This is a genomic window from Ligilactobacillus sp. JN-6 (Y).1 (genome assembly GCF_058111525.1).
In genome coordinates this window covers 72,311-95,232 of sequence record NZ_CM176599.1, presented here as the reverse complement: position 1 = coordinate 95,232, position 22,922 = coordinate 72,311, and the positions used below count along the sequence as shown (strand labels likewise).

The 22,922-nt window shown below is 38.4% G+C and carries 21 protein-coding genes and 2 pseudogenes; 22 read left to right on the top strand and 1 reads right to left on the bottom strand.

The features are described from left to right. The first annotated feature begins 177 nt into the window (after positions 1–177). Both AC3XNE_RS00475 and AC3XNE_RS00470 read left to right on the top strand, forming a co-directional pair. Entirely contained in the window at positions 178–1,077 is a 900-nt protein-coding gene (locus tag AC3XNE_RS00475) for an ABC transporter ATP-binding protein (RefSeq protein ID WP_489832290.1), read from the top strand. Further along, positions 1,070–2,302 carry an ABC transporter permease gene (locus AC3XNE_RS00470; protein WP_489832289.1) on the top strand — a complete coding sequence of 411 codons (1,233 nt, stop codon included), beginning with the start codon at positions 1,070–1,072 and terminating at the stop codon, positions 2,300–2,302. Before AC3XNE_RS00475 ends, AC3XNE_RS00470 begins: the two co-directional genes overlap by 8 nt. A gap of 449 nt (positions 2,303–2,751) precedes the next feature. On the opposite strand, the gene AC3XNE_RS00465 is transcribed toward AC3XNE_RS00470, so the two are convergent. Further along, complete coding sequence (locus AC3XNE_RS00465) at positions 2,752–3,162, bottom strand: alpha/beta hydrolase (RefSeq protein WP_489832288.1); 411 nt, start codon at positions 3,160–3,162, stop codon at positions 2,752–2,754. A 566-nt stretch (positions 3,163–3,728) separates the two neighbouring features. Between AC3XNE_RS00465 and AC3XNE_RS00460 the strand changes: the two genes are divergently transcribed. The 20 genes and pseudogenes from AC3XNE_RS00460 to AC3XNE_RS00365 all read left to right on the top strand — a co-directional run bounded on the left by AC3XNE_RS00460 (position 3,729) and on the right by AC3XNE_RS00365 (position 22,863). After that, complete coding sequence (locus AC3XNE_RS00460; protein ID WP_489832287.1) at positions 3,729–4,613, top strand: LysR family transcriptional regulator; 885 nt, start codon at positions 3,729–3,731, stop codon at positions 4,611–4,613. Between the two features lie 91 nt (positions 4,614–4,704). Further along, the gene (locus AC3XNE_RS00455) at positions 4,705–5,646 is read left to right on the top strand and encodes an NAD(P)H-binding protein (RefSeq protein WP_489832286.1); all 942 of its coding nucleotides are present in this window, start codon (positions 4,705–4,707) and stop codon (positions 5,644–5,646) included. A 34-nt stretch (positions 5,647–5,680) separates the two neighbouring features. Further along, positions 5,681–7,186 (top strand): FAD-dependent oxidoreductase, encoded by a 1,506-nt coding sequence (locus tag AC3XNE_RS00450; RefSeq protein ID WP_489832285.1) that lies wholly within the window; start codon positions 5,681–5,683, stop codon positions 7,184–7,186. A 224-nt stretch (positions 7,187–7,410) separates the two neighbouring features. Further along, positions 7,411–7,885: pseudogene (tnpA, locus tag AC3XNE_RS00445) on the top strand (IS200/IS605 family transposase). Positions 7,886–8,183: 298 nt separating this feature from the next. Beyond that, positions 8,184–9,683 carry a PucR family transcriptional regulator gene (locus AC3XNE_RS00440; RefSeq protein ID WP_489832284.1) on the top strand — a complete coding sequence of 500 codons (1,500 nt, stop codon included), beginning with the start codon at positions 8,184–8,186 and terminating at the stop codon, positions 9,681–9,683. A 207-nt stretch (positions 9,684–9,890) separates the two neighbouring features. Beyond that, entirely contained in the window at positions 9,891–11,273 is a 1,383-nt protein-coding gene (locus AC3XNE_RS00435) for an aminomethyl transferase family protein (RefSeq protein ID WP_489832283.1), read from the top strand. 418 nt (positions 11,274–11,691) lie between these two features. Then, positions 11,692–12,090: a hypothetical protein gene (locus AC3XNE_RS00430; RefSeq protein WP_489832282.1), complete on the top strand. Its 399-nt coding sequence runs from the start codon at positions 11,692–11,694 to the stop codon at positions 12,088–12,090. After that, positions 12,060–12,350 carry a hypothetical protein gene (locus AC3XNE_RS00425; RefSeq protein WP_489832281.1) on the top strand — a complete coding sequence of 97 codons (291 nt, stop codon included), beginning with the start codon at positions 12,060–12,062 and terminating at the stop codon, positions 12,348–12,350. The genes AC3XNE_RS00430 and AC3XNE_RS00425 overlap by 31 nt, the downstream gene beginning before the upstream one ends. A gap of 443 nt (positions 12,351–12,793) precedes the next feature. Beyond that, positions 12,794–14,458 (top strand): formate--tetrahydrofolate ligase, encoded by a 1,665-nt coding sequence (locus tag AC3XNE_RS00420; protein ID WP_489832280.1) that lies wholly within the window; start codon positions 12,794–12,796, stop codon positions 14,456–14,458. 12 nt (positions 14,459–14,470) lie between these two features. Continuing rightward, on the top strand, positions 14,471–15,085 hold the full coding sequence (locus AC3XNE_RS00415) for a cyclodeaminase/cyclohydrolase family protein (protein ID WP_489832279.1): 615 nt from the start codon (positions 14,471–14,473) through the stop codon (positions 15,083–15,085). Between the two features lie 5 nt (positions 15,086–15,090). Then, positions 15,091–15,975, top strand: coding sequence for a bifunctional 5,10-methylenetetrahydrofolate dehydrogenase/5,10-methenyltetrahydrofolate cyclohydrolase (locus tag AC3XNE_RS00410; RefSeq protein ID WP_489832278.1), 885 nt, complete (start codon positions 15,091–15,093; stop codon positions 15,973–15,975). A 128-nt stretch (positions 15,976–16,103) separates the two neighbouring features. Then, the gene (locus AC3XNE_RS00405) at positions 16,104–16,301 is read left to right on the top strand and encodes a hypothetical protein (protein ID WP_489832277.1); all 198 of its coding nucleotides are present in this window, start codon (positions 16,104–16,106) and stop codon (positions 16,299–16,301) included. A gap of 11 nt (positions 16,302–16,312) precedes the next feature. Then, positions 16,313–16,696, top strand: coding sequence for a 5-formyltetrahydrofolate cyclo-ligase (locus tag AC3XNE_RS00400; protein WP_489832276.1), 384 nt, complete (start codon positions 16,313–16,315; stop codon positions 16,694–16,696). Positions 16,697–16,808: 112 nt separating this feature from the next. After that, on the top strand, positions 16,809–18,170 hold the full coding sequence (locus AC3XNE_RS00395; RefSeq protein WP_489832275.1) for a bifunctional folylpolyglutamate synthase/dihydrofolate synthase: 1,362 nt from the start codon (positions 16,809–16,811) through the stop codon (positions 18,168–18,170). Further along, positions 18,167–18,700, top strand: a complete 534-nt coding sequence (locus AC3XNE_RS00390; protein WP_489832274.1) for a folate family ECF transporter S component — start codon at positions 18,167–18,169, stop codon at positions 18,698–18,700. The genes AC3XNE_RS00395 and AC3XNE_RS00390 overlap by 4 nt, the downstream gene beginning before the upstream one ends. A gap of 377 nt (positions 18,701–19,077) precedes the next feature. Continuing rightward, complete coding sequence (locus AC3XNE_RS00385) at positions 19,078–19,452, top strand: transposase (protein WP_489832273.1); 375 nt, start codon at positions 19,078–19,080, stop codon at positions 19,450–19,452. Between the two features lie 75 nt (positions 19,453–19,527). Next, the gene (gene tnpA, locus AC3XNE_RS00380; protein WP_489832272.1) at positions 19,528–20,007 is read left to right on the top strand and encodes an IS200/IS605 family transposase; all 480 of its coding nucleotides are present in this window, start codon (positions 19,528–19,530) and stop codon (positions 20,005–20,007) included. Positions 20,008–20,123: 116 nt separating this feature from the next. Then, positions 20,124–20,510 (top strand): annotated as a pseudogene (locus tag AC3XNE_RS00375) (transposase); the annotation flags it as partial. A gap of 91 nt (positions 20,511–20,601) precedes the next feature. Beyond that, positions 20,602–21,546: a glycosylasparaginase gene (locus tag AC3XNE_RS00370; RefSeq protein WP_489832271.1), complete on the top strand. Its 945-nt coding sequence runs from the start codon at positions 20,602–20,604 to the stop codon at positions 21,544–21,546. Between the two features lie 24 nt (positions 21,547–21,570). After that, positions 21,571–22,863 (top strand): Sapep family Mn(2+)-dependent dipeptidase, encoded by a 1,293-nt coding sequence (locus AC3XNE_RS00365; RefSeq protein WP_489832270.1) that lies wholly within the window; start codon positions 21,571–21,573, stop codon positions 22,861–22,863. The last annotated feature ends 59 nt before the right edge of the window (positions 22,864–22,922 follow it).

Here is a 22,922-nt window from a genome sequence, read left to right as displayed (position 1 = left end):
CCTAGAATATTAAGGCCAGAAATATTAGGCTAGTTTAATCGTTCGAACAAGTAATGGTAAGAAACTACAATTCCAAAATATTCTTGGAATATTAAGGTTAAAATAAACTTTATTGTTTACGCATCGAGTTTTATAGGCTATTCTTAAATTTAAAATGATCCAGTGAAGGGAGAATGTATGCTTACTATTAAAAATTTGTCAAAAAGATTTGGAGAGACTCAAGCGGTCGCAGATCTCTCGTTTAATGTTTACCCCGGACAAATTACTGGTTTGATCGGTCAAAACGGTGCCGGTAAAACAACTGCTTTTCATAGTATACTTAATTTTTTAAACTACTCTGGTAAAATTCTATGGAACGACCAGCCAATTAAGGAAAACACTTTAGATGAGATCGGCTATTTACCAGAGGAACGCAGTTTGTTGCAAAAAATGACGATTGAACAACATATTCTATATTTGGCAAAGCTTAAAGGCAAACGAGGGCGAGAAATCAAGCCATTGATCGATGATTGGCTGACCAAATTCCAAGTCAAAGGTGGCAGAAAAGACCTGGTCAAAAGTCTTTCTAAGGGTAATCAGCAAAAAGTGCAGTTGATCTGTACCTTGATCCACCAGCCAAAACTGGTTATTTTGGATGAACCATTCAGTGGGCTAGATCCTGTTAACGCTGATCTGCTTAAAAATGCGATCTTGGAACTGAAAGACCAAGGTGCTGCCATAATCTTTTCCAGTCATGACATGTCGAACGTTGAGGCAGTTTGTGATCGGCTGGTGATGTTACGTAAAGGGCGTTCGGTATTAAATGGGACCCTCAATGATGTCAGGGAACAATTTGGTCGGACGGAGCTGTACGTCACGTCTGAATGGCCATTTGAAAAACTGCAACATTTACCTCACGTTACTGACGTAAAGCCGTTACATCAGGCTCAGCGCTACTTGCTTCACTTGGACGATCCGTCTGCAGGTAAACAAATTTTTGCGACGTTAACGGGTGGAAAATATATCACAGAATTTAGTCAGCAGCCACCCACACTGGACGAGATATTCCGAATGAAAGCGGGTGAAGTCAATGAATAAATTATGGACTGTTATTAGCCAAACATACGCTAACCAAGTTAAAACTTGGAGTTTCTTATTGTTTATTCTGTCACCTTTTTTGCTGATCGGGATCTCTGGAGGTGTGGGGTATTTTTCTGGGAAGGTAGCAGACTCAGAGTCAACAGGTCAAATCGCTGTTATTTCAAAGGAAAAGTCTTTGCGCACGAGCTACATTAAGCAAAATAAATCAGACGTTAAACCGAAAATCACGACAAAAAAAGGGGCCCGTCAGGCTCTATCGGATAATAAAATCGAGGGTTATTTAAATTTAACGACTCAAGACCAGCAGGTTATAGCTACATATCATGGGACGGAAGCAATGGATAGCTCGTTGAAAAACAAAACTCTTACTTTCTTAAATTCGCTGCAGCAAGGTCTTAATTATCGGCAAGCAAAACTAAATCCAAATCAAGCACAGATCCTCGCAAAGCAACCAAACTTTGCGCAAAAGATCAAGGACAATGAAAATTCAACTAAAAAAACCGCTGGAATAATTTCTTTTTGGATCATGGTTTTCATGATGTATATGATCTTGATCAATTATGCTTCTGTTACCGCTAATGAAATTGCCTCTGAAAAAGGTACAAAAATTATGGAGATCATTTTTTCTAGTACAACTCCTGCCAATTATTTTTACGGCAAGCTTTTGGGGGTAGTTGGTGTAATTCTCACACAGATCGCAGTCTACCTTGTGGGTGGCTGGGCCATCTTTTTGGGAGTTAAACATCTTAAAGTTGTTAATGATTTCTTGACCTCAAGCGGTTCATTGATCAAGGAAGTTGTTGCTGATCTCTTAAATATCAATCTGGCTTTTCTTTTATTCGGCGTGATTATTTATACTATTCTCGCAGCATTTAGTGGAGCGCTCGTCGCCAAAGTCGAAGATGCTTCTAAAGCGGCACAGCCAACCGTTTATATGAGTATGCTGGCTTTCTTTTTGACCATACCATTTCAAGATAATGCCAGTGCTTTGTTAGTTAAAGTTTTGTCGTACGTTCCATTCTTCTCAAGTTTCTTTATGCCAATGCGTATCATTGATCATTCTGCCTCGGGGGTTGAAATTAGTATTTCGTTGTTGCTGCTGATCCTTGCGGTCATTTTAATGGCAGCTTATGTCGGTCATATCTATGGTGGTTTAATGTTGCAGACGGAAGACACTAGTTTTTGGAAGAGGTTTAGACGTGGACTAGCGTATTCGAAATAAAGAACTAGGTCCTTTTAGTTATAAATAGTCTTGAATTTATCCCTTTGCAATTAGATGAGACAGGTAAAAATAATTTTAGGTGAAGAAACGAGCTGTCAGTTGCTCATTATTTTGCACTGACGGCTTGCTTTTTTAGTTATTTTGGTTGTTTTGCGAAATAGTTTTTAAATGCTTAGTTGAAGGTTTCCAGTAAAAAGCCGGTAGTTCATTTTGATACCTGTGCATTAGGCACGAAGAGGTTAAAAGCACGGAAAGCCCATGATATTCGTTGAAGAAATTTTCAACGTCGCTTTCTTTCAAACGTTTGATGTAAGAGATCGTTTCATCACGGAAATGCTCCACACTGCCCACAATGTTACGGTCGGCGGCAAGTTAGAAAAGTAGTTTGCCCGAGCTGGTACTGCGTATGACGGAATGTCATCTGTGCCGTAACGAGCTCTTAATATAGTTTATAGTTGCCAGCCTAGTTTATTTGATTCTGTATTCCAAAATGGTGCGTCGTTGTCAGTTGATGATCCTATCAGATGGTCATCTAACATTGGATACAGCGGCATCTGAAAAGCAATGTTGATTTCACCACGATTACGTGCACACAATGTCAATGCGGCAGTCAGATCGGAACCGTTGGCCATGATCTGATCGTCTCGTATGCCGTATTCGTGTCCATGTGAAGCGAGCCATTCTAATGCTAGATATCTATCATTTAAAGCTGCCGGATAGGGAAGCTCGGTTGACAGACGATATTCCGGCACTACAACTACGGCTCCGCTAGCGTCGACCATTTTTTTGATCATGGGTACTTCAAGTTCGGGGACTGACATGGCATAACCGTCACCGTGCAGCCACAGGATACCTGGCACATTTTCCTGCGGTATTTTGGATAATAGACACAGCTCTGTAACATTGTTCCGTCAAAGCGGGGAATGTAATGCTGATCGTAGTTTAGCAACTTAGTCCCGATTCCTGTCAAATTGGCTAAAACATTGATAGAGAATTTCATTTTTCCTGGAGTAATGTGAGAATGCACAGTGCGATAGAATTCACTGAGCCCTCTTAATTCCGGATCGATCATGTTACCACTGCATGGCTTAACTTTCTTTCTCTTGGTCCGCAACGGCAGAATCATAGTGCTGTAGCTGTTCAATGAGGGTGTTTTTCTGGTCTTGCTTTTCCATAGTTTTCCTAGCAAAAGCAGTTTAAGCAAGAAGTTTAGAAATACGACTATTTTTTCATCGTGATCCTCCTCCAATGATTTTGGAATAAGCATACCATAAAAAGACGAACAAGCGTATGTTATTCAAATTATCCTTGGTATGAACCTTAAAAGTCACTTAAACTCAGAAATAAGAATTATGCTTTGTCTGCCTCGTATTTGATATAATTAGTTCAGATAAGTTCTTACGAGACAGTGGAAGGAATCAAACAGATGAATTTAGAAAAGTTGAAGTACTTTGTCGATTTAGTCAATACTAGCAGTTTTACTAAGACTGGTTTAAAGAACCACATTGCACAAACTAGTGTTAGTCAGCAGATCCGTTCTTTAGAAAATTACTTTGACATCAAGTTGATCGACCGAAATGTGACACCAATTGAGCCAACTGTTGCTGGCAAATTGCTATATAAGGAAGCTTTAAAAGTTTTGCAGCAATATTCTTTACTTGAAGAAAAAATGAATGATTATAAAACTGGTCAAAAGAAAATCAGGATCGAGTATACATCAATCATTGACCTTAATTTTTTGATACAGTTGACGGAAGAATTAAAGAATAAAACTGAGTTGACTTTTGATCTCGAAAAGGTTCAGTTAAAAGATGTTTCTGCAGGCTTAAAAGATGGTTTGTATGATTTAGCAATCAGTTTTGATTCAGAGTTTGAAGACGAAAAGTTATTGCAGACCTTACCCTTATATCAGGGAACATATTCTGCCTTGGTGGGGAAGAATCATCCATTGTATAAAAAAGACAGTATTTCATCCAGTGAACTTTATCAGTACCCCTTGGTGATGCTGTCTCCTGAAACCATTGGAAAATCTTATCATCTTATGTTGAAACATGCACAAGAAGACGGTTTTGTCCCAGAAATCAAAAAGACGACTGATGATATAGAAACAGAAGTCTTTTTATTGCGGACACAACAGCTAGTAGGCTTTTTCCCAGACAATTATCCGCTGCCAACTTCACACACAGAATTAAAATTATTGCCAATTAAAGATACTAATCACAAATTTAAAATAGTCTTTGCTTACCGAAAAGACTTTGATAGATCGTTATTATCTCGGGTAATAAAAACGATTCGTTCCATTAGGCTATAGGAAAAAACTCTAAGCTATTCTTTTTTTCTGTTTGATATTGTTAATAAAGTCACATAAAATGTATGGTGTAAACGAAATGGAGGAAAAAACAATGGGTAAATTAATTTTAACGGGTGTTGATGGAAATTTAGGCGGACAGGCTGCTAAAGAACTATTGAATCTTGCTGATAAGAAAGACCTGATTTTTTGCGGTTATAATGGACAAGTTTTAGCTGACTTTGCTAAAAAAGGAGTTGTCACCCGCCAAGCCGATTTTAATTCAAGTGAAGGTTTGGCTGACAAGTTTGTTGGTGGTGATGTTTTAGAATTGATTTCAATGCCTTTCGTAGGTGAGAAGCGGCAGAATGCACACAAAAATGTCGTTGATGCTGCTAAAAAAGCGGGCGTTTCCAAAATTATCTATACTTCCTTAGTAAACGCTGGTGATCCAAGTAATCCAAGTGTTGAAAAAATCGACCATGCTTACACGGAAGATTATATTAAAGAAAGTGGCTTAGACTATATCTTCTTGCGCAATTCACAGTACGCTGAAGCGATGATCACGAACTACTTTACTTTTGTCAAGCAAGGACAAGATTTGTCTAATTCGCAAGGTAACGGGAAGATGGCTTATATTTCACGCAAAGATTGTGCAAAAGCTGTCGCCTATGCCTTATTGGCTGAGGACTTGCATCACCAGATCTTAAATATTAATGGAAAAGATTTAATGACTATAGCCGAGTTTGTTGCAATTGCGAATGAGGTAACAGGAAATTCAATCAAATATCATCAAATTACTGATGAAGAAAATTATCAAATCTTTGACGCAATGGGCGTTCCACGGACAACAAGCGGTAAATTTAAGAAGGATTCTGAAGCACCATTTTCTTCAGATGGAATGGTGACATTCGCTCAGGCGATCCGTGAAGGAAAGATGGATGTTTATACTGATGATTTTAAAAAGTTAACTGGTGCAGAGCCGATTTCTGTCCGTTATATGTTCGAACATCAAGATCAGTTTCAAATCGGCGAACGGCATTCGAAAGATAATTAAAGTTAGTTCAGAATAAGAAGGGAGCTTAAATTCAATGTTGGGTCAAGCAGATGTTGTCGTAATTGGTGCAGGTGCCTCGGGTATTGGATCTGCCTTAACATTAGCGCAAGCTGGAAAAAAAGTTGCTTTACTAGAAAAGGGCAATAAACCAGGCGGCGCGGGGATGTTCGGGGCTCAAGGCTTGTTTGCAGTTGAAAGTAAAGCTCAGCAGGAGAGTTCTGAGATTTCAGATAGAAATTATAAGCTTCAAGATGCCTATAAAGAGTTGATTGATTACACTCATTATCGTTCTAACTTGACTTTGACTAGAAAAGTGTTGCAAGAATCCGCTAGCACGATTGCTTGGTTGGCCAATAATGGGTTAAAAACAGAATTAGTTGATAATACGCAAGAAGTTCATCAAGGACATCCACGCGTTTACCATCAATACGTTGATAAGTTTGCCGGTTTTCAAAGGTTGCTGGATCAGTTCACGGCTAATGGCGGAGAAATCCTCACCGAAGCTGCAGCAGTTGTTTTACAAACAAATGATGATCAGATCACTGGTGTTCAGGTTGAACATGCGGGCCAGCGTCATTTAATTGAAACGAAAGTTGTAATAGTAGCTGATGGAGGGTATGTTGGTAACAAAAAGCTGATTGAAGAAAATCTACAAATCGGTGCGGATAACTTGTATAATATGGGAGAAAGAAAAGCAACAGGCGATGGCATTTCGATGCTAGCTAAGTTGGGTGCCGATACTTCTAGTCTGGGTGTTTTTGAAAATCACGCTGCGTCTGCCGTTTCTCCCACTGATCCTAAATGGCACAATGATACGATTTTTAAATTGACTAATTTGCCTTTCTTATGGGTGAATGGTGAAGGCAAACGTTTTGTTAACGAAGATATTTGTTATGACTTTGCATTATGGGGAAATATTACCTATATCCAAGGTGGCTTTTACTATTTCTTGTTGAATCAAGAACAAGTCAAATTTTTGCAAGAGAACAAACTAGCATGGACTCATTCTTTTGAAAGAACATTTACTAGCTTGTCTCACGAGCCTGTAACGCATGAGGTTGGTCCTTTTCCAAGTATTGCTGATGATTTGGATGATGCGATCAAGAATAACTTGGCTTGGAAGGCAGATAGTATAGAAAAACTAGCAAATAAACTTAATCTTTCGCTGGGTAACCTGCAAGTAACAGTTGCGCGCTATAATCAATTGATCAATGAAAACAGTGATCTTGATTTTAATAAAGATCCTAAATTCTTGGCATTTCCGTTTGGAAAGGGGCCATATTACGCCATTAAAGCTCAGTCGACTACCTTGGGAACAATTGGCGGTATCTCTGTAAATGATGATCTTGAAGTTATGAGAAAGGATAGAAAACCAATTCCAGGGGCATTTGCGGTCGGAAATAATGCAACGGGAATGTACGATACTTCCTATCCAACACTTGAAGGTGTTAGTTGTGCTTTTGCTTGGAATTCAGGTCGACTAGCGGGCAAAGCAGCTGTAAAGTTGTTGGAACGGGGCTGTGAAAAATATTATAATTAGTTAAGTAAAAGAAACAATAATAATCCTGAATTATTCATAGTTTTTCCCTAAGAGTTGCTTTTGTTGTGGTCAGACGTTTGCCAGCTTTTTTATTAGTACGAAGCTAATAAACCACACGTTATACATGTGCGACTTGGGAAGCTTCTAGCAAAAAAGACCTTCCTTCAGCTAAAATAGTCTGTGGCTACCAACCGCTAACTAAAGAATGAAGGGGGGATCTTAAAGTGTCAAAAAACGATAGTAACGTAGCACATACGAGGTGGAATTGCAAATATCATTTAGTATTCACACCAAAATAGCGTAGAAAAGTTATTTATAATGAAATTAGGAAAGATATAGGACAAATACTGCGACGTTTATGTGAAAATAAAGATGGTCGAAATTATTGAGGCTCATGCAATGCCAGATCATAGTCGTATGTTGGTCAGGACCCCCAGCAAAATTAAGTGTTTCATCGTTTATGGGATATTTAAAAGAAAGAAGCGCAGTATTGATTCATGAACGTCACGCCAATTTAGTCTACAAATACGGTAATAAGCCGTTTTGCCTAGGGGATACTATGTCAGTACAGTTGGTCTTAATCAAAAAACGATCCAAAAGTATATACGCAAACAAGAGTCAGAAGATCGTTTAGAGGATAAAATGATAAAAAGAGAATATTTAGACCCATTTAAAGACGAGGTAAATAAATATAGATAAAATAAAAAGTATAAGTAGGGTAGCATAAAAGCATTGTCGGTTGGCAGGATTTTTCTGGGCCTCTTTCAGAGGCTATACCACAGGTCAGGCCCTTTTAGGGCATACCAAAAACCACCAGTTCTACTAGTGGTTTTTTTAACATCAAATTCTAACTTAGCCGAAAAGTATGAATAATCCAGGTCCATTGTAAAATGTAAAGAATTTTTTTGGACCAAGAAATTAGTCAAAAATCAGTTATTCATTCAATATTCCATAAATTACTGTATACTCTCATGAAAAGAATGGAGGCAGAATCAAGATGCAAATACCGGTAAATACCATACTAAAAAAACTGCATTCAAAAATAGCTTACCATACTGAACTATCAGACTTTATAGTCAGCGGCATTTCATTTGTACCTAATGCTCGTAAAAATAGTTTAGTGATTATGCAAGATTATAAAAATCTTGAACAACTTTTCCCAGGACAAATTGGAGTTTTACCCTACCAAGGAAAATCTTTGCGAAGTAAGAAATATGCTCTTATTGAATTTAAAGATGGTATTTCCTCGTTGCAAATTGCGTCTTTATTGAGCAAAATAATAGATAAGTATAACGAGTGGGAAAAACATGTGTTGAATGCAATCGTCCAAAAAAGAAACATACAAGATTTTTTTAAAATTTGTACTGAAGTTTTAAAGAATCCCACTGCGTTGCTAGATGCTCAATGGTCTTTGATTGCATATAATGACAAAGGCATCCTATTAGAAAATCAGTATATTTGGTCTGATGTGTTGAAAAAAAAGTTCGTTCCTATTGAAAAGTATACCCTTTTGGGAAAAGATTATTCATTTGCTAAGAAAGCAGACAAGGAAAAAGTTTATACTCATAGGCTTGAAGATGTAGGAGTAACGATGCTTAATGCCAACATTTATATGGATTCTTCTTTAGCTTTACATGTAAGCTCAACAAACATTACCGCTGAGGTAGGTCCTGAACAAATCTATTTTATGCAAGTTGTCCAAGACTTTTTGACACAATACGTCAAGAATGGAAACAGTTCATCCGTGACCTTAAATGATCAAGGATTTTGGCATAATGCTATTCATGGTAAATTGAAAAACACATCTGAATTGTTGAATAGAGTAAGTAGCTATAATTGGAAACCGGACATACCGTATTACGTCATTGTTTTTCCACCAGCAGTTGCGAAAGAACATTCTTCACTAAAGTTTTACTATCGGCAAAAAATCGTGGAGAATTTTGATAATTCAGTAGTGTTCGTAGACTCTAAAAACATTATTGCACTTGTTCCAGTTATTAAGAATGTAAAATCGAACGAAGAAAAAATTAAGCAGCTCACTCTTTTTTTAAAGAGACACAACTTGATGTGTGGTGCATCGTTTGAACAATACAAGCTTCAGAAAATTGAAACCGCATACCAGCAAGCATCATTTTCTTTAAGCATATTGATTCAGGAAGGTAAACAAGATAAAAAAAGCAAATTTTTTTCTGAAGTATATACAAATTATCTACTACAAGTGTTTACTAATTCCCCCATTAATCTTGATACTTTGCAACTGCCCGGATTACTCCGATTAAAGGATTATGACAGTAAGCATGGGCAAGAATTAGTAACTACATTATTGATTTACCTTAAATATCATCATAATATTAGTTTAACTGCAGAGGAGTTATTTGTTAATCGTAATACAGTGAGATATCGTTTGAAAAAGATAAAGACAATCACGAACCTCAACATTGAAAAACCGCAGTTACTTTTGCCGCTTCTAAATACTGTGCTTTTTTTAAAAAGATGACGACTCAGCCCATTAAAAAATTACAATATACTATGCAAATTGTTAAAAAGAGTAGGTCTTTTTTTGGAGAAAAGGTCATTTTTTCTATTTAAAAAATCGCTTACAATAAAGGCGTTTTAAGTTACTGTATCATATAGCTTGCGGCACTGTTTTGATAATAACAAGGTCAATGGCTATGGTTAACAATATTTTTTTGGAGGGATAAATATGTCTAGTAATAAAGAATTACAGGCTAGTATTTATGATGGTGCTTATTTACAATTGAGTAATGGAATTGCAACCATTCCATTTGAATACACGGGTTGGCGAGACGAGGCACAAGCTGCAGAAAAAACAGCTTATTTGGGAACAAGTTTGATGGATACTTGGCCCGTGTATGATGTTAGCGGCCCAGATGTAACTAAATTTTTCAACAATTTTTTTGTAAATAAGTTTAATAAGTTAAAAGTCGGTGGTATTCGTCACGGAATATTATGTAACGAAAAAGGTCATATCATGGCTGATGGTGTAATCATGAAAATTAAGGAAGATACACTTAGATGTTATGGTTTAGTTCCCTGTATTTCATTCCTAGTTGAAAAATATGGGCAAAATTATTCTATTAAGGGACAAGATATTTCTGGGACTGAAACTTTCTTTCAAATTGCGGGACCGGAATCTTACAATATTATTTCAGAAGCAGTGGGACATGATAAAAAATTGGATGAATTGAAATTCGCTCATCATGCAATATTTAAAATTGCTGGTAAAAATGTGAGAATTCTTCGTTTAGGAATGACGGGTAATTTGGCTTATGAGGTCCACAGTTGTATGGAAGATGGTGCACCAGTTTACGATACAATTTGGAGTGTGGGGAAACCTAAAGGAATGCGTAAAATCGGCATGCAGACTTATTTGATGAGCCATACGCCAGGTGGTATGCCGAATTTGGTAGATCATTATCCGTTGCCGTGGTTTGAAAGCGAAAATGGTGTATATCAAGGATTCTCGGAATTTCTTAAAGAAAAAGCAACACAGATGGCTATTTTTAACTATAATAGGGATCTTTTGGGTAGCGTTGGTGACGACTTGGGTGTTAGATTTGTTACACCGTATGATACAGGATGGGGAAAGTTAATTAAATTTACTCATGAATTTCCAGGAAAAAAAGTTTTACAAGAGTTAGACAAGCATCCGGAAAAGCAGAGGCATGTTGTTACATTAGAGTGGAATGCAGATGATATCGCTGATGTATACAAGTCTTGGTTACAAGGACGAAATGTTGAAAATTATGATCCAATTGATGATCGGCCGGTAGACTCGTATTTTAACGCACCACATGGAGGTTATGTTTATCATGCTGATAAAGTTTTTTCAGGTGATGATATAGAAATAGGAATAAGTACGATGCGTACTATGAGTCCTTACTATAGAAGAATGGTATCACTAGCCTTTGTTGATGGAAAATATGCGAAAATGGGAAAAGAACTTAAGGTCCTTTGGGGATACCCTGGACATAAACAGAAAAAGATTCGTGCCAAAGTAAGCTATTATCCTTTTGTTTCACAAGATCAAGAAGATAATCGGACTGCTAAAGTTGGAGTAAAATGAAGAAATTTTTAAATTTGGAATCTGTGGAGAAAATAGCCTTAAAATTTTAAGGTTGAAAGTTAGCTAATACAAAAAAGTCCTGGCATTCCAAGATTTTTGGACCTTTATTAAATAGTGCTGATGGTTCTTAGAACTCTATCTTTGTGGTAGGGTTCTTTTTTAGAAGATTTGTGAGAAATTTTGAATTGTTAATTTTGATTAGAATAGAAAAGTACTTAATAAGAATATTGAGGATTTGAAGGCTATTGTGTTTTTGAATTGGTTACGAAAAATGTTGACCAAACAGTGTGCTTGAATAAACCCTTAGGACAGAAACAAAATATTACTGATAATTTGGATAAGTATAGCGGGTTTACAGAAATTTTACCGCAAGATAAATTTTTAATTGTAAAGAAACTACAAGAAGAAGGCAAGATCGTTGGCATGGTTGGTGGTGGAATTAACGACGCTACTGCATTACGTCAAGCAGACGCAAGGGATCACGGTAGACACTGCAACTGACGCTGCTAAAGGAGCAGCTGATGTTGTTTTAAGTTCAAATGGTTTGAGTGACATTTTAGATGTTGTTGAAAGTAGACACCGAACCTATCGTAGAATGTTAGCATGGACGATCACGAAATTAACTCGAATTGCTGAGTTGACGGCGTTACTAACATTTAGATTTATAATTAGTGGCCATTTTCCAATTAGTTTAAATAATATTGTTTTAAATGATCTGGTTGCTCTGACATTGGGGACTGATCGGACACCTACTATAAAAGAACCGGAACATTGGAATATTCCCGTTTGGCGGGAATTGCAAGTATTTTTACTATAATTTTGATTATTTTCGGATTAGGACAATATTTGTGGTTCCTACATGGCGGGATTGGGGTAGCGCAAGTTTCTAGTTTAATGTTTGCCTTCTTGATCTATTCAGCCATGACAATGTTTTTGATGACTAGAACTTCGCACTACTGGTGGACTACTAAAATAAGTCGGTTAGTTGGAACAGTTTTAAGCGGAAATATTATTTTAACACCTATTTTAGCTTTGATTAGTATTTTGATCCTCAAGTTCAATGGTCGAGTCTGCTAATTGTTGTATTTGTAACTGTTTTAGGGATGATAGTTCTAGATAATTTAAAACAATGGTTTGCACATCAAACACATACAGATATTTAATTTAAAAAGACACTTGATAAATTTGAACAGAAAAAATTGCAGTTCTTGCAGATGCACATGGTAATTGAACAGTTTTGGAAGCTGTTTTGGAAGATGCGGAACAGAATAGTAGATAAATTTTGGCTATTATTATAAACAATAAGTAATGGCTTTTTCTTGAATTTCATTTTCAGGTGTCATTTAAAAGTTTCAATATATAGTGCACTTTGCTAAAAAACAGAAAAATTTTTTTGACTGAATGGTACTACCTGATTATATGGTAAGCGCTCACAATTATAATTGTACGTAGGATAGAATTTCGTTACACGTTGTTTATCTTGTATCTAAAAAAATAATTTGTGGAAGGAAGTTTTATAGATGGCTTCAGATATTGAAATTGCTCAAAGTGTTCAACCAGAAAAAATTCAAGATATAGCTGCTAAAATAGGAGTAAGCAAAGATCGATTGGAAGTCTACGGCACAGATAAAGCCAAAATAGCTCCGCATAAGTTTAATCATCTGCCGCAAAAAGGCAAGTTGATTTTAGTTACTGCTATCACACCCACTCCTGCTGGAGAAGGAAAAACAACTGTGGGAATTGGCTTGGACGATGCACTTAATTTAATTGGCAAAAAGTCGATAGTTGCGATACGTGAACCTTCTTTAGGACCTGTTTTCGGAATTAAAGGCGGCGCTGCGGGTGGTGGACATTCTCAAGTTATCCCAATGGAAGACATCAATCTTCATTTTACTGGAGATATGCACGCGATTGGAATTGCGAACAACTTACTGGCTGCCCTGATCGATGACCATATTTATCAAGGAAATGAACTAGATATCGATGTTAAAAATATTACTTGGAAACGTTCGATCGATATGAATGATCGCCAGTTAAGGTCTTTTGTTGGTGGATTAGGTAATCATGCCAGTGGTGTACCACGCGAAGATGGTTTTGATATTACGGCAGCTTCAGAAATAATGGCTACCCTTTGCTTGGCAACAGACTTGCTAGATTTAAAAGAAAAATTGTCTAAGATCGTTATTGGTTATAGTAGGAAGGGTGAACCAGTCACTGCTGGTCAATTAAAGGCTGAAGGCGCGATGGCAGTAGTGCTAAAAGATGCCATGAAACCAAATATCGTGCAGACTTTGGCGCATAATCCGGCTTTTGTTCATGGTGGTCCATTTGCAAATATTGCTCATGGTTGCAGTTCACTGATCGGTACAGATCTGGCGTTGAAGTTAGGAGATTATGCAGTTACTGAGGCTGGTTTTGGTGCTGATCTTGGAGCTGAAAAATTCTTAGATATTGTTGCTCCTCGTTTGGGTAAAATACCAGATGCAGTTGTGTTAGTGGCTACCGTTCGTGCGCTCAAGATGCATGGCGGCTTGAACAAGAAAGAATTAAATGAAGAAAATTTGGATGTGCTAAAAAATGGACTGCCTAACTTGTTACGGCATGTTTATAATATACATGAAGTCTATGGCTTGCCGACAGTAGTGGCTATTAATAAGTTTCCGACTGATACTCAAGCAGAGTTAGACTTAGTGCGAGAAGAATGCCAACGTTTAGGGATCGATGCCATTGAAACCGATGTCTGGGAACAAGGCGGAGCAGGTGCCACTGAGCTTGCCCAGGAAGTTGTTAAATTAGCTGATACGCCAGCAGAATTTACAGAAATTTATGATAAGGAAGATCCGATCCAAGATAAAATTGAAAAAGTTGCGACTAAAATCTATGGTGCGGATGGTATTACAGTGAGAGGTCCTGCGAAAAAGAGTATCAAGAAACTTGAGCAGCTCGGTTATGGAAAATTACCGATCTGCATTGCTAAAACACAGTTTTCATTTTCAGCTAACAAAAACTCTTTAGGAGCGCCAAAAGGATTTAAAGTACCGGTCAAAGAAGTTAAGGTCAGTGCTGGAGCAGGATTTATTGTAGTTTCGACTGGCTCAGTGATGACTATGCCAGGGTTGCCTAAAGCACCAGCTGCTGAAAAGATCGATGTGACCGCTGATGGAAAAATTACTGGTTTGTTTTAAATAGGTGATCTTATGAAAACTGTGACGATAGGTGAATTTATTTCGAGCCTGTCCTCTGAAACACCGACTCCCGGTGGAGGAGCTGCATGTGCTTTGGTAGCCGCACTTGGGAGTTGCCTGGGGTCCATGGTTGGTCATATCAAAGAAGAGAAGCATCCGGCACATGAATTGAGCGAGACTTTAAAAAAGATGGAAGATGTGCGCACTCAGTTACTTCAATTGGTAGATAATGATGCAGCGGAATTTGGGTCACTATCAAAAACATTAAAAATGCCCAAAGATACAGTCCAACAAAAACAGGCACGGCAAGAACGATTAGCTAAAGATCTAGTTACAGCTGCTCAAGTACCGTTAAACATTGAACAGGCAATTGTGCTGGAATTAAAGATCATGCAAGAAATGAAAGAATTTTCTTCCAAGTCTTTGTTAAGTGACATTGGTTGCGGTGCGGCACTCTCGATGGGAGCTTTGAATGCGGCGATTTTGAACGTTTATGTTAACACCAAGTTAATGAAAGACAAGGAACAAGCGAGAAGATTCAACCAACAAGCAGAAAAACTAGCCAGACAGGGAAGGCAAATAGCCCAGCAACTGTATGGCGAAGTTGAAGCAAGCGTAAAGGGATGAAACTGATGACTGTTAAAATGCGTGGTCGCGATGTAGCTCGTAAGATGCGCTCAGACACAAAAAACAAAGTGCAGGCTTTACAAAAAGAAAATATTTTTCCTAAGCTCGCAATCGTCAGGGTCGGAAATGATAAAGGTTCTTTGGGATATCAAAAGGCTGCTCAAAAAATTATGGCGCAGGTGGGAATTGAAGTGGAGATTGCTGAGTATAATGAAAATATCTCAATGACTGATTTTGAAAAACAATTTGCACAAATCAACGCACGAAAAGACGTCCAAGGTATATTGTTACTGCGGCCATTATCGAAGCAACTTGATACTGAAAAAATTCAAAGAGCCATCGATCCGCATAAAGATATTGATGGAATGAATCCAATCAATCTTGGTAAGAGTTTAGGTCCGCAAAAAGATGATTTTGTGCCGCTAACTCCAGGGGCCGTGCTAGCGATGCTTGATTATTATGAAATTCCAATAGAAGGGAAAAAGGTTACTATTATTGGGCATAGTTTGGTAGTTGGTCGACCATTAGCCAACATGATGCTAGCACGGAATGCAACAGTTGCCGTTTGCAATGCCTATACACCAGATAATAGCGAATTTACTAAGAATGCTGATCTGGTGATCGCTGCAGTTGGTAAAACGGGTTTGCTAACTGCTGAAATGGTCAAATCAGGGGTAATAGTCATTGATGTTGGAACTAACTATGATTCAGCGGGAAAAGTGACAGGTGATGTATTATATGCTGAGGTTGCTCCCAAGGCAGCATACATCAACCCGGTCCCTGGTGGAGTTGGGTCCATTACCACCTCGTTATTGGCTCAAAGAGTAGTTCAGTCAGCAGAGTATTTTTATAGAAAAACAACACAGGATTTTAGTTCAGTCAATTCTTGATAGAAATACCGCGCAAAGTTACTCAGATAATCAAATAAAAACTGGCCCTTTGAAATTGCTAGCGAAACGCATCCTATTTTGCTCTGAAGGGATGCGTTTTTAATTTTTGAAAAGAAAGCGGGATGAATATGAATAAAACGGAAGTTAATAAAAAACAAGAGCTGCGAAAACAAATCTTACAGAGGAGAACGAAGTTAAATTCAAGCTACCAAAAAATTGCCAATGAGAAAATCATTCAAAATATTATTGATTCTTATGATTACCAAAAGAGTTCCACAATTTTTACTTTTATTGGTAAAAAGGAGAAATTGATACTAGAAAATTGATCACCGATGCTGTGAAAAAAGGCAAAGTGGTGGTTGTTCCGCGAGTTTATCCTGGTAAAGTTATGAAGGTTCACCGTTTTAAGTCTTTTGAGGAACTAACAATGAGTAAGCTGCACATTTTAGAGCCGGCAGCAACTAGTCCTTTGATCGAAACAAGTTCCATTGATTTAACTATTTTGCCGTGTGTCACTTGTAATCTTAAAGGGGATCGCTTAGGCTATGGCGGCGGTTATTACGATTGGTTTTTGAGTACAGCTGGAGAGCACTTGCTTTCTTATCTGCCGTGTTTAGCGCAGTTGCAAGTTGATAAGATCCCGCTAGAAGAAAACGACGTCCAAGCCGATGTCGTGGTTACTGAAAATGGTCTTTTTAAAGACGGGAAAGTATTCAGTTAAGAATTTTACCGAGTTTTAAAACAGGTGTTAAGCTTTGAATGTTGCAAAACTATTTTAATAATTTAGTGTTCGGCTAATGAACATATTTTAAGAAAAAAAGAGGAATTAAAGGTTGATCAAGACATATGAAGATGCATTAAATTTTATCCATGGCAGAACAAAGCACAAAAAAATCCCAACTCTAAGTCGGATGGCAAAATTTTTGGCCCTGTTAGGGGACCCGCAAGACACTGTGCAAAGTATTCACGTAGCTGGAACCAATGGAAAAGGTTCGACTGTTGCATTTTTACGGCAAATGTTAATGGCAGCTGGTTATCACAAGGTAGGTACTTTTACTTCACCTTTTTTGACCCGCTTTAATGAAAGAATCAGCGTCAATGGGCAGCCTGTGCCTGATGACGAGTTAGTTAAATTAGTACAAATAGTTGAACCGGTTGTTGCACATTTAGATCAAGAATTGCCAACTGGTGGACCTACTGAATTTGAAATAGATACAGCATTGATGTGGTTGTATTTTGCCCAGCAAAAAGTTGATGTTGCTGTGGTGGAAGTCGGGGTTGGCGGTTCACTTGATTCAACTAATATCATCAAACCAGTGGTTTCTGTCATAGTTTCGATCGGTATGGATCATATGAATTTGCTCGGAGATAATTTAACAGCTATCGCATATCAAAAAGCTGGCATCATGCGAAAAAACGTGCCTGTTGTTATCGGTCAGTTAAATGATGAGGCAATGAAAGCTGTAAAAAAAAGTGCCAGGATGATGGAAAGCCCTCTATACAGGTTGGAATTTGAATTTCAAGCTACGCCTTTACCGGATGATCATTCTTGGCATGAAAATTTTGTTTACACATTTGGTGAACAAGCTGCAGATCTGGTTCAACTATCTTTAATCGGTCATTATCAGGTCAATAATGCTGCTGTGGCGCTGGCAACTTGTCAACTTTTTTTAGCCCAACAAGGAAAAAATTTTGATCATAGAAAAATAATTCATGCTCTGAGCAAAACTACTTGGCCTGGTCGGTTTGAGCCTCTTAGTTTTTCGCCACTTGTTATCTTGGATGGGGCGCATAATGAACCGGCTGTCAAAGAGTTAGGCAAGACGATTGCGGAGCATTTTCCTCAAAGAAAAATTACTTTTATTGTGTCGATTTTGGCGGATAAACAGTATCTAAAGATGATCGACCAGCTGGAAAAAATTCCCGATAGTTGTATCATCTTAACGACCTTTTCTGGACCTGGCAAGAGAACAGTGCTTGAACCAGAACAATTATACTTCAAAGAAGCGAACATTAAGGTTCAAACAGATTGGCAAAAAGCTATTCTTGACACTGTAAAAGTGCAAAACAAAGACGAGATATTAGTGATAACTGGTTCTTTATATTTTATTTCAACAGTTCGCCGTTTTTTGACTGGTTTAACAGACAGCAAAAAGTTAATAAAAAAAATTAATTTGAAAGAAGGAACAAAATGAAACTAACTTGGAAGAGTCCTAAATTAACAACACATGTAATTACCTTAGCTGCATTTTTGATCGCTTTAAGCATTATTTTAGGTAAGATATCGATTGGTAGTGCTAATTTGGTCAAGTTTGGTTTTGGTTTTTTGGGTACGATGCTGATAGGTTATTTTTTGGGGCCGTGGGCCGGCGGGGTCGCAATGATCGTAGGAGATCTTATCGGTAACACTTTATTAAATACCGGTTCAAGTTTCTTTATCGGATTTACTTTCAGCGCATTTCTTTCTGGAATGATAGCTGGTGCCTTTTTGTATAAACAAGAGATCACTTGGCAACGTATTGCCGTTTATGAATTTGTGCAACTGTTAGTGACCAACGTGTTATTCACAACACTTTGGATCCACTTGTTATACCAAGCGCCTCTATTGCCATTATTAAGTGTTAGACTTCCTAAGGAGCTGATTATGTATCCGATCCAAATCGTGGTTGGGATAATGGTTATTAGAGGTATCGAAAGATTGCCATTACGAAACAGTGAGAACTAGACATGTCTTTTAGTATGAAATGTTGTTGTCTATAAGCCGCTGTAGGTGGTGGGTATTGTTAACTGGACTTACTAAAAGATTATATAATAAGCGTGTGGTGCTAGTTCGTAACATTAGAAAATTTGGGACAAAATTTTACAAAAAAAGCCCAATATAGTTAGACTTTTAAGTAATCAAACAAAAAGAAGTATATCCATATTGGACCACTTAAAGTTTAACCAAAAACGGCATAATTTACAAGCTGATTTAGGACAATTAAAGCAGGTCTGTACCATAAATCTTGTCCTGTTTTTGTTTACAATCGGCGTAATGTCAAGCAAACGCGTGTCTTTGACGTGCAAATCTTAGCTTTACTTTGTCTACAGATGATGCTCAACATGCAATCGCAACGGAAATTCTTTGCCTTGGCTAAACTGTTTATCCCTAACCAGATCACACTAGACCGCACGCGGTTTAACCGCCGAGCACATCAGTTTTTACCCGTTGTAATGGCGATGCGTCAAGGACTAACACGGGCAGACGCACAAACGGGGCAAATCGCAATTATTGATAGTTTACCCGATCCCTTATGCCATAAAGTTAGAAATAAGCGGGTTAGGATCCTTTCCGAAGTAACCAACATGGGATATAACGCCACAAAAACAATGTATTTTTATGGCCTAAAGGCTCATTTGGTCGTGACGACCAATGGTTACATTAGTACGATGCTAATAAACCACACGTTATACGTGTGCGACTCGAGAAGCTTCTAGCAAAAAAGACCTTCCTTCAGCTAAAATAGTTAGTGGCTACCAACCGCTAACTAAAGAACGAAGGGAGATCTTAAAGTGTCTAAAGACGATAGTAGCTTAGCACATACGAGGTGGAATTGTAAATATCATTTAGTATTCACACCAAAATATCGTAGAAAAGTTATTTATAATGAAATTAGGAAAGATATAGGACAAATACTGCGACGGTTATGTGAAAATAAAGATGTCGAAATTATTGAGGCTCATGCAATGCCAGATCATATTCATATGTTGGTCAGGATCCCACCAAAATTAAGTGTTTCATCGTTTATGGGATATTTAAAAGGAAGAAGTGCGGTATTGATTCATGAGCGTCACGCCAATTTAGTCTACAAATACGGTAATAAGAGAGGATACTATGTCAGTACAGTTGGTCTTAATCAAAAAACAATTCAAAAGTATATACGTGAACAAGAATCAGAAGATCGTCTAGAGGATAAAATGACGAAAAGAGAATATTTAGACCCATTTAAAGACGAGGTAAATAAATATAGAAAAAATAAAAAGTATAAGTAAGGTAGCATAAAAGCATTGGCGGTTGGCAGGAATTTTCTGGGCCTCTTTCAGAGGCTATGCCCCAGGTCAAGCCCTTTTAGGGCATACCAAAAAACCACCAGTTCTACTGGTGGATTTTTATTTTAAACTATGACGTAACTAAAGCCTCAGTGCATGATACTCAGGCAGCTACGACATTAATTGCAGGCTGTCCTTGTCCGTTTATCTTAGCTGACGTCGGCTATGTTGGCCAAAGTCTCAAAGATGAATTTACTAAATTAGGCTATCGGCTCTGGACACCTTATCGTGCTAATATGAAAGGTGCTAAGCAGCATAATAGTGTTGCTTTAAAAAGATTACGCCGCACGATCGAAGCCCGTTTTGCAGTTTTAGTAGATAATTACGGTATTGAACATAATTTAGCACGGTCAGTTATCGGCTTTTGGTTAAAAATTGAACTGACAGTTTTTGTTTATAATCTCGTCTTTTTCGATTTTGACGAAAATGAAATTATTACGAACTAGCCCCGCGCGTTTATATTATTAACAATATATCTTGACTTTATCATTTTATTTTAATAAATTATAATAGACATAAAGAGGGGAGGTGTCGCAAGTGTACGGAGTGATCGGAACCTGGTCTATGGCAACACTGGGGGTCAAAAAAGCAGCTGAGCTATTAGAAAATGGTGATAATTGTGGGGATGCGGTCGAAGAGGCTGTCTCTGCCATCGAAGACTATCCGTATTTTAAGTCAGTCGGTTATGGTGGTTTGCCTAATTCAGCCGGGGAGCTTGAAATGGATAGCGCCTTTATGGATGGTGACAACTTTCAAATTGGTGCGGTTGCTGGAGTAAAAGATATCGCTAACCCGATCAAGGTCAGTCGTTGTTTGAGTGAAGAGCGAGTTAATAATTTTTTGGTTGCTGCTGGTGCCGAAAAGTATGCTCAAGAACAAGGTTTTACACCGAAAAAGATGTTGACCAAAAGAGCAGCGAGTCGTTGGGAACAACGGAAACAAGAAGTTGCTAAGACTGGGCGGTTGACGCCTTATGACGGGCATGACACAGTCTGTGTGATCGCGGTCGATCAACAAAAGAGTTTGGCAGTAGGGACTTCAACTTCAGGATTATTTATGAAGCATCCTGGTCGTGTTGGTGATTCACCGCAAGCGGGCAACGGCTTTTACGCTGATAGTGAGCTTGGTGGTGTTGCCGCCACTGGTTTAGGTGAAGATATGATGAAACGGCCGATCTGTTTTGAAACTTTGCAACTAATGCAAGCGGGGTATTCTGTGCAGGATGCATTGAACAAAGCTGTCTATAATTTTGTCGATCTATTACAAGCACGCAATGGTCAGGTGGGGGAGTTTTCATACATTGCGCTGGATAAAGATGGAAATTTTGCTTGTGCAACTAATGTTGACTTTCAATTTGCGGTCGCCACTGAAAAAGAAAACCCCAAACTCTACTTGGCTGAGCCACAGTTACAGCGTGAAGTCAAGATCACCCAGGCATCAACGCAGTGGATCAAAGATTATTATGCAAGGATCAAGCAGTAAAAATGTGGTGTAGGAAGTGAACTAATGGATCCAATCGCGGAATTAATAGCACAAAATATTCCTCAGTATCAACAGTTATTGGGCCAGGTTATTGCGGTCCCTAGTGTTAAGGGAGTGGCAACCACAGAAGCACCGTTTGGCAAGGAACCAAAAGCCGTGTTGGATCAAGCTTTAAAGATCGCGGCTGATTTAGGTTTGGAAACAGGCAAAGTCGATAACCAAGTCGGCTGGGCACAATTAAGTGGTGAAACAGACGATCATATCGCAGTGTTGGGGCATTTGGATGTAGTGGATGCCGGTGACAAATGGAAAACTCCACCATACCAATTGGTGGTACAAAGTGACCTGATGTATGGGCGCGGTGTGTTGGATAATAAGGGACCGATCATGGGTGCGTTGTTTGCTTTAGCCTTGTTAAAAGAACAAGGAATTGCTTTAAAAAGAAGTATCCGAGTTATTTTTGGCACCGATGAAGAGTCTGGCAGCCACGACATTCCGGCTTATTTGGAGCACGAAAAGGCACCGTTAGCCGGCTTCACTCCGGATGGCAAATATCCAGTTGTCTACGCGGAACGAGGCCTGATGCGTTGTCAAATCGAATTGCCATTAGATAAAAGCGGTCAGTTTTTACAAAAGATCACCGGCGATTTTAATTCCAGTTATATCCCGGATGAAGCAACTGTTTATTTGCAAGATGGCACTGTAAAAAAATATCACGGCAAGAAGGCGCCTAGTAATGCCCCCGAGTTAGGTACGAACGTGATCCGGCAAATCGCGCTGGATGGAAGGCTGTACCCTGGTCTTTTAGGCCAATATTTTCAATGGTTGAGTCATGTTTCGGAGGACACAACTGGTAAAAATTTTGGTGTTGCTTATCATGATGAGTCTGGTGACCTCCAGTTCAGTTTGTGGGGATTGGAATTGACGGACACAGCCATATTGGTTCAATTTACTATCCGTTATCCGATAACTTTGACAAGAGAGCAATTATTAAAAAAGCTAGCTAATAACGTACCAGAGCAGGCTCAATTAGAAGTCTTGAATGAGATCGAACCGTTGGTGGTCGACACAAATTTGCCCATGATCAAGGTCATGCAAGAAGTTTATGAGCAAGTAACTGGTACAGACGGAACACCTGTCACAACGACAGGTGTCACATATGCACGGTCGTTACCGAATATCGTCGCTTTTGGGCCGTCGTTTCCCGGTCAGCGCGGCATCGCTCATAAAGAAAATGAGTGGTTGAAAGTGTCTGACTGGCAAAAAATGATCAACATTGATTACTGGACTATGCAGCGATTAGCCCAGGAAATATAGTACTTAATTTTTATTTGATACAGATTTTGTTGTAGTCGCATAAGTTAAAACCACGGGGT

Coding starts and splice junctions, on each gene's coding strand:
- AC3XNE_RS00385 (WP_489832273.1), top strand. CDS start 19,078: ATGCAATCGCAACGGAAATTCTTTGCCTTGGCTAAACTGTTTATCCCT.
- AC3XNE_RS00460 (WP_489832287.1), top strand. CDS start 3,729: ATGAATTTAGAAAAGTTGAAGTACTTTGTCGATTTAGTCAATACTAGC.
- AC3XNE_RS00365 (WP_489832270.1), top strand. CDS start 21,571: ATGGATCCAATCGCGGAATTAATAGCACAAAATATTCCTCAGTATCAA.
- AC3XNE_RS00410 (WP_489832278.1), top strand. CDS start 15,091: ATGACTGTTAAAATGCGTGGTCGCGATGTAGCTCGTAAGATGCGCTCA.
- AC3XNE_RS00435 (WP_489832283.1), top strand. CDS start 9,891: ATGTCTAGTAATAAAGAATTACAGGCTAGTATTTATGATGGTGCTTAT.
- AC3XNE_RS00475 (WP_489832290.1), top strand. CDS start 178: ATGCTTACTATTAAAAATTTGTCAAAAAGATTTGGAGAGACTCAAGCG.
- AC3XNE_RS00450 (WP_489832285.1), top strand. CDS start 5,681: ATGTTGGGTCAAGCAGATGTTGTCGTAATTGGTGCAGGTGCCTCGGGT.
- AC3XNE_RS00390 (WP_489832274.1), top strand. CDS start 18,167: ATGAAACTAACTTGGAAGAGTCCTAAATTAACAACACATGTAATTACC.
- AC3XNE_RS00405 (WP_489832277.1), top strand. CDS start 16,104: ATGAATAAAACGGAAGTTAATAAAAAACAAGAGCTGCGAAAACAAATC.
- AC3XNE_RS00440 (WP_489832284.1), top strand. CDS start 8,184: ATGCAAATACCGGTAAATACCATACTAAAAAAACTGCATTCAAAAATA.
- AC3XNE_RS00455 (WP_489832286.1), top strand. CDS start 4,705: ATGGGTAAATTAATTTTAACGGGTGTTGATGGAAATTTAGGCGGACAG.
- AC3XNE_RS00470 (WP_489832289.1), top strand. CDS start 1,070: ATGAATAAATTATGGACTGTTATTAGCCAAACATACGCTAACCAAGTT.
- AC3XNE_RS00415 (WP_489832279.1), top strand. CDS start 14,471: ATGAAAACTGTGACGATAGGTGAATTTATTTCGAGCCTGTCCTCTGAA.
- AC3XNE_RS00420 (WP_489832280.1), top strand. CDS start 12,794: ATGGCTTCAGATATTGAAATTGCTCAAAGTGTTCAACCAGAAAAAATT.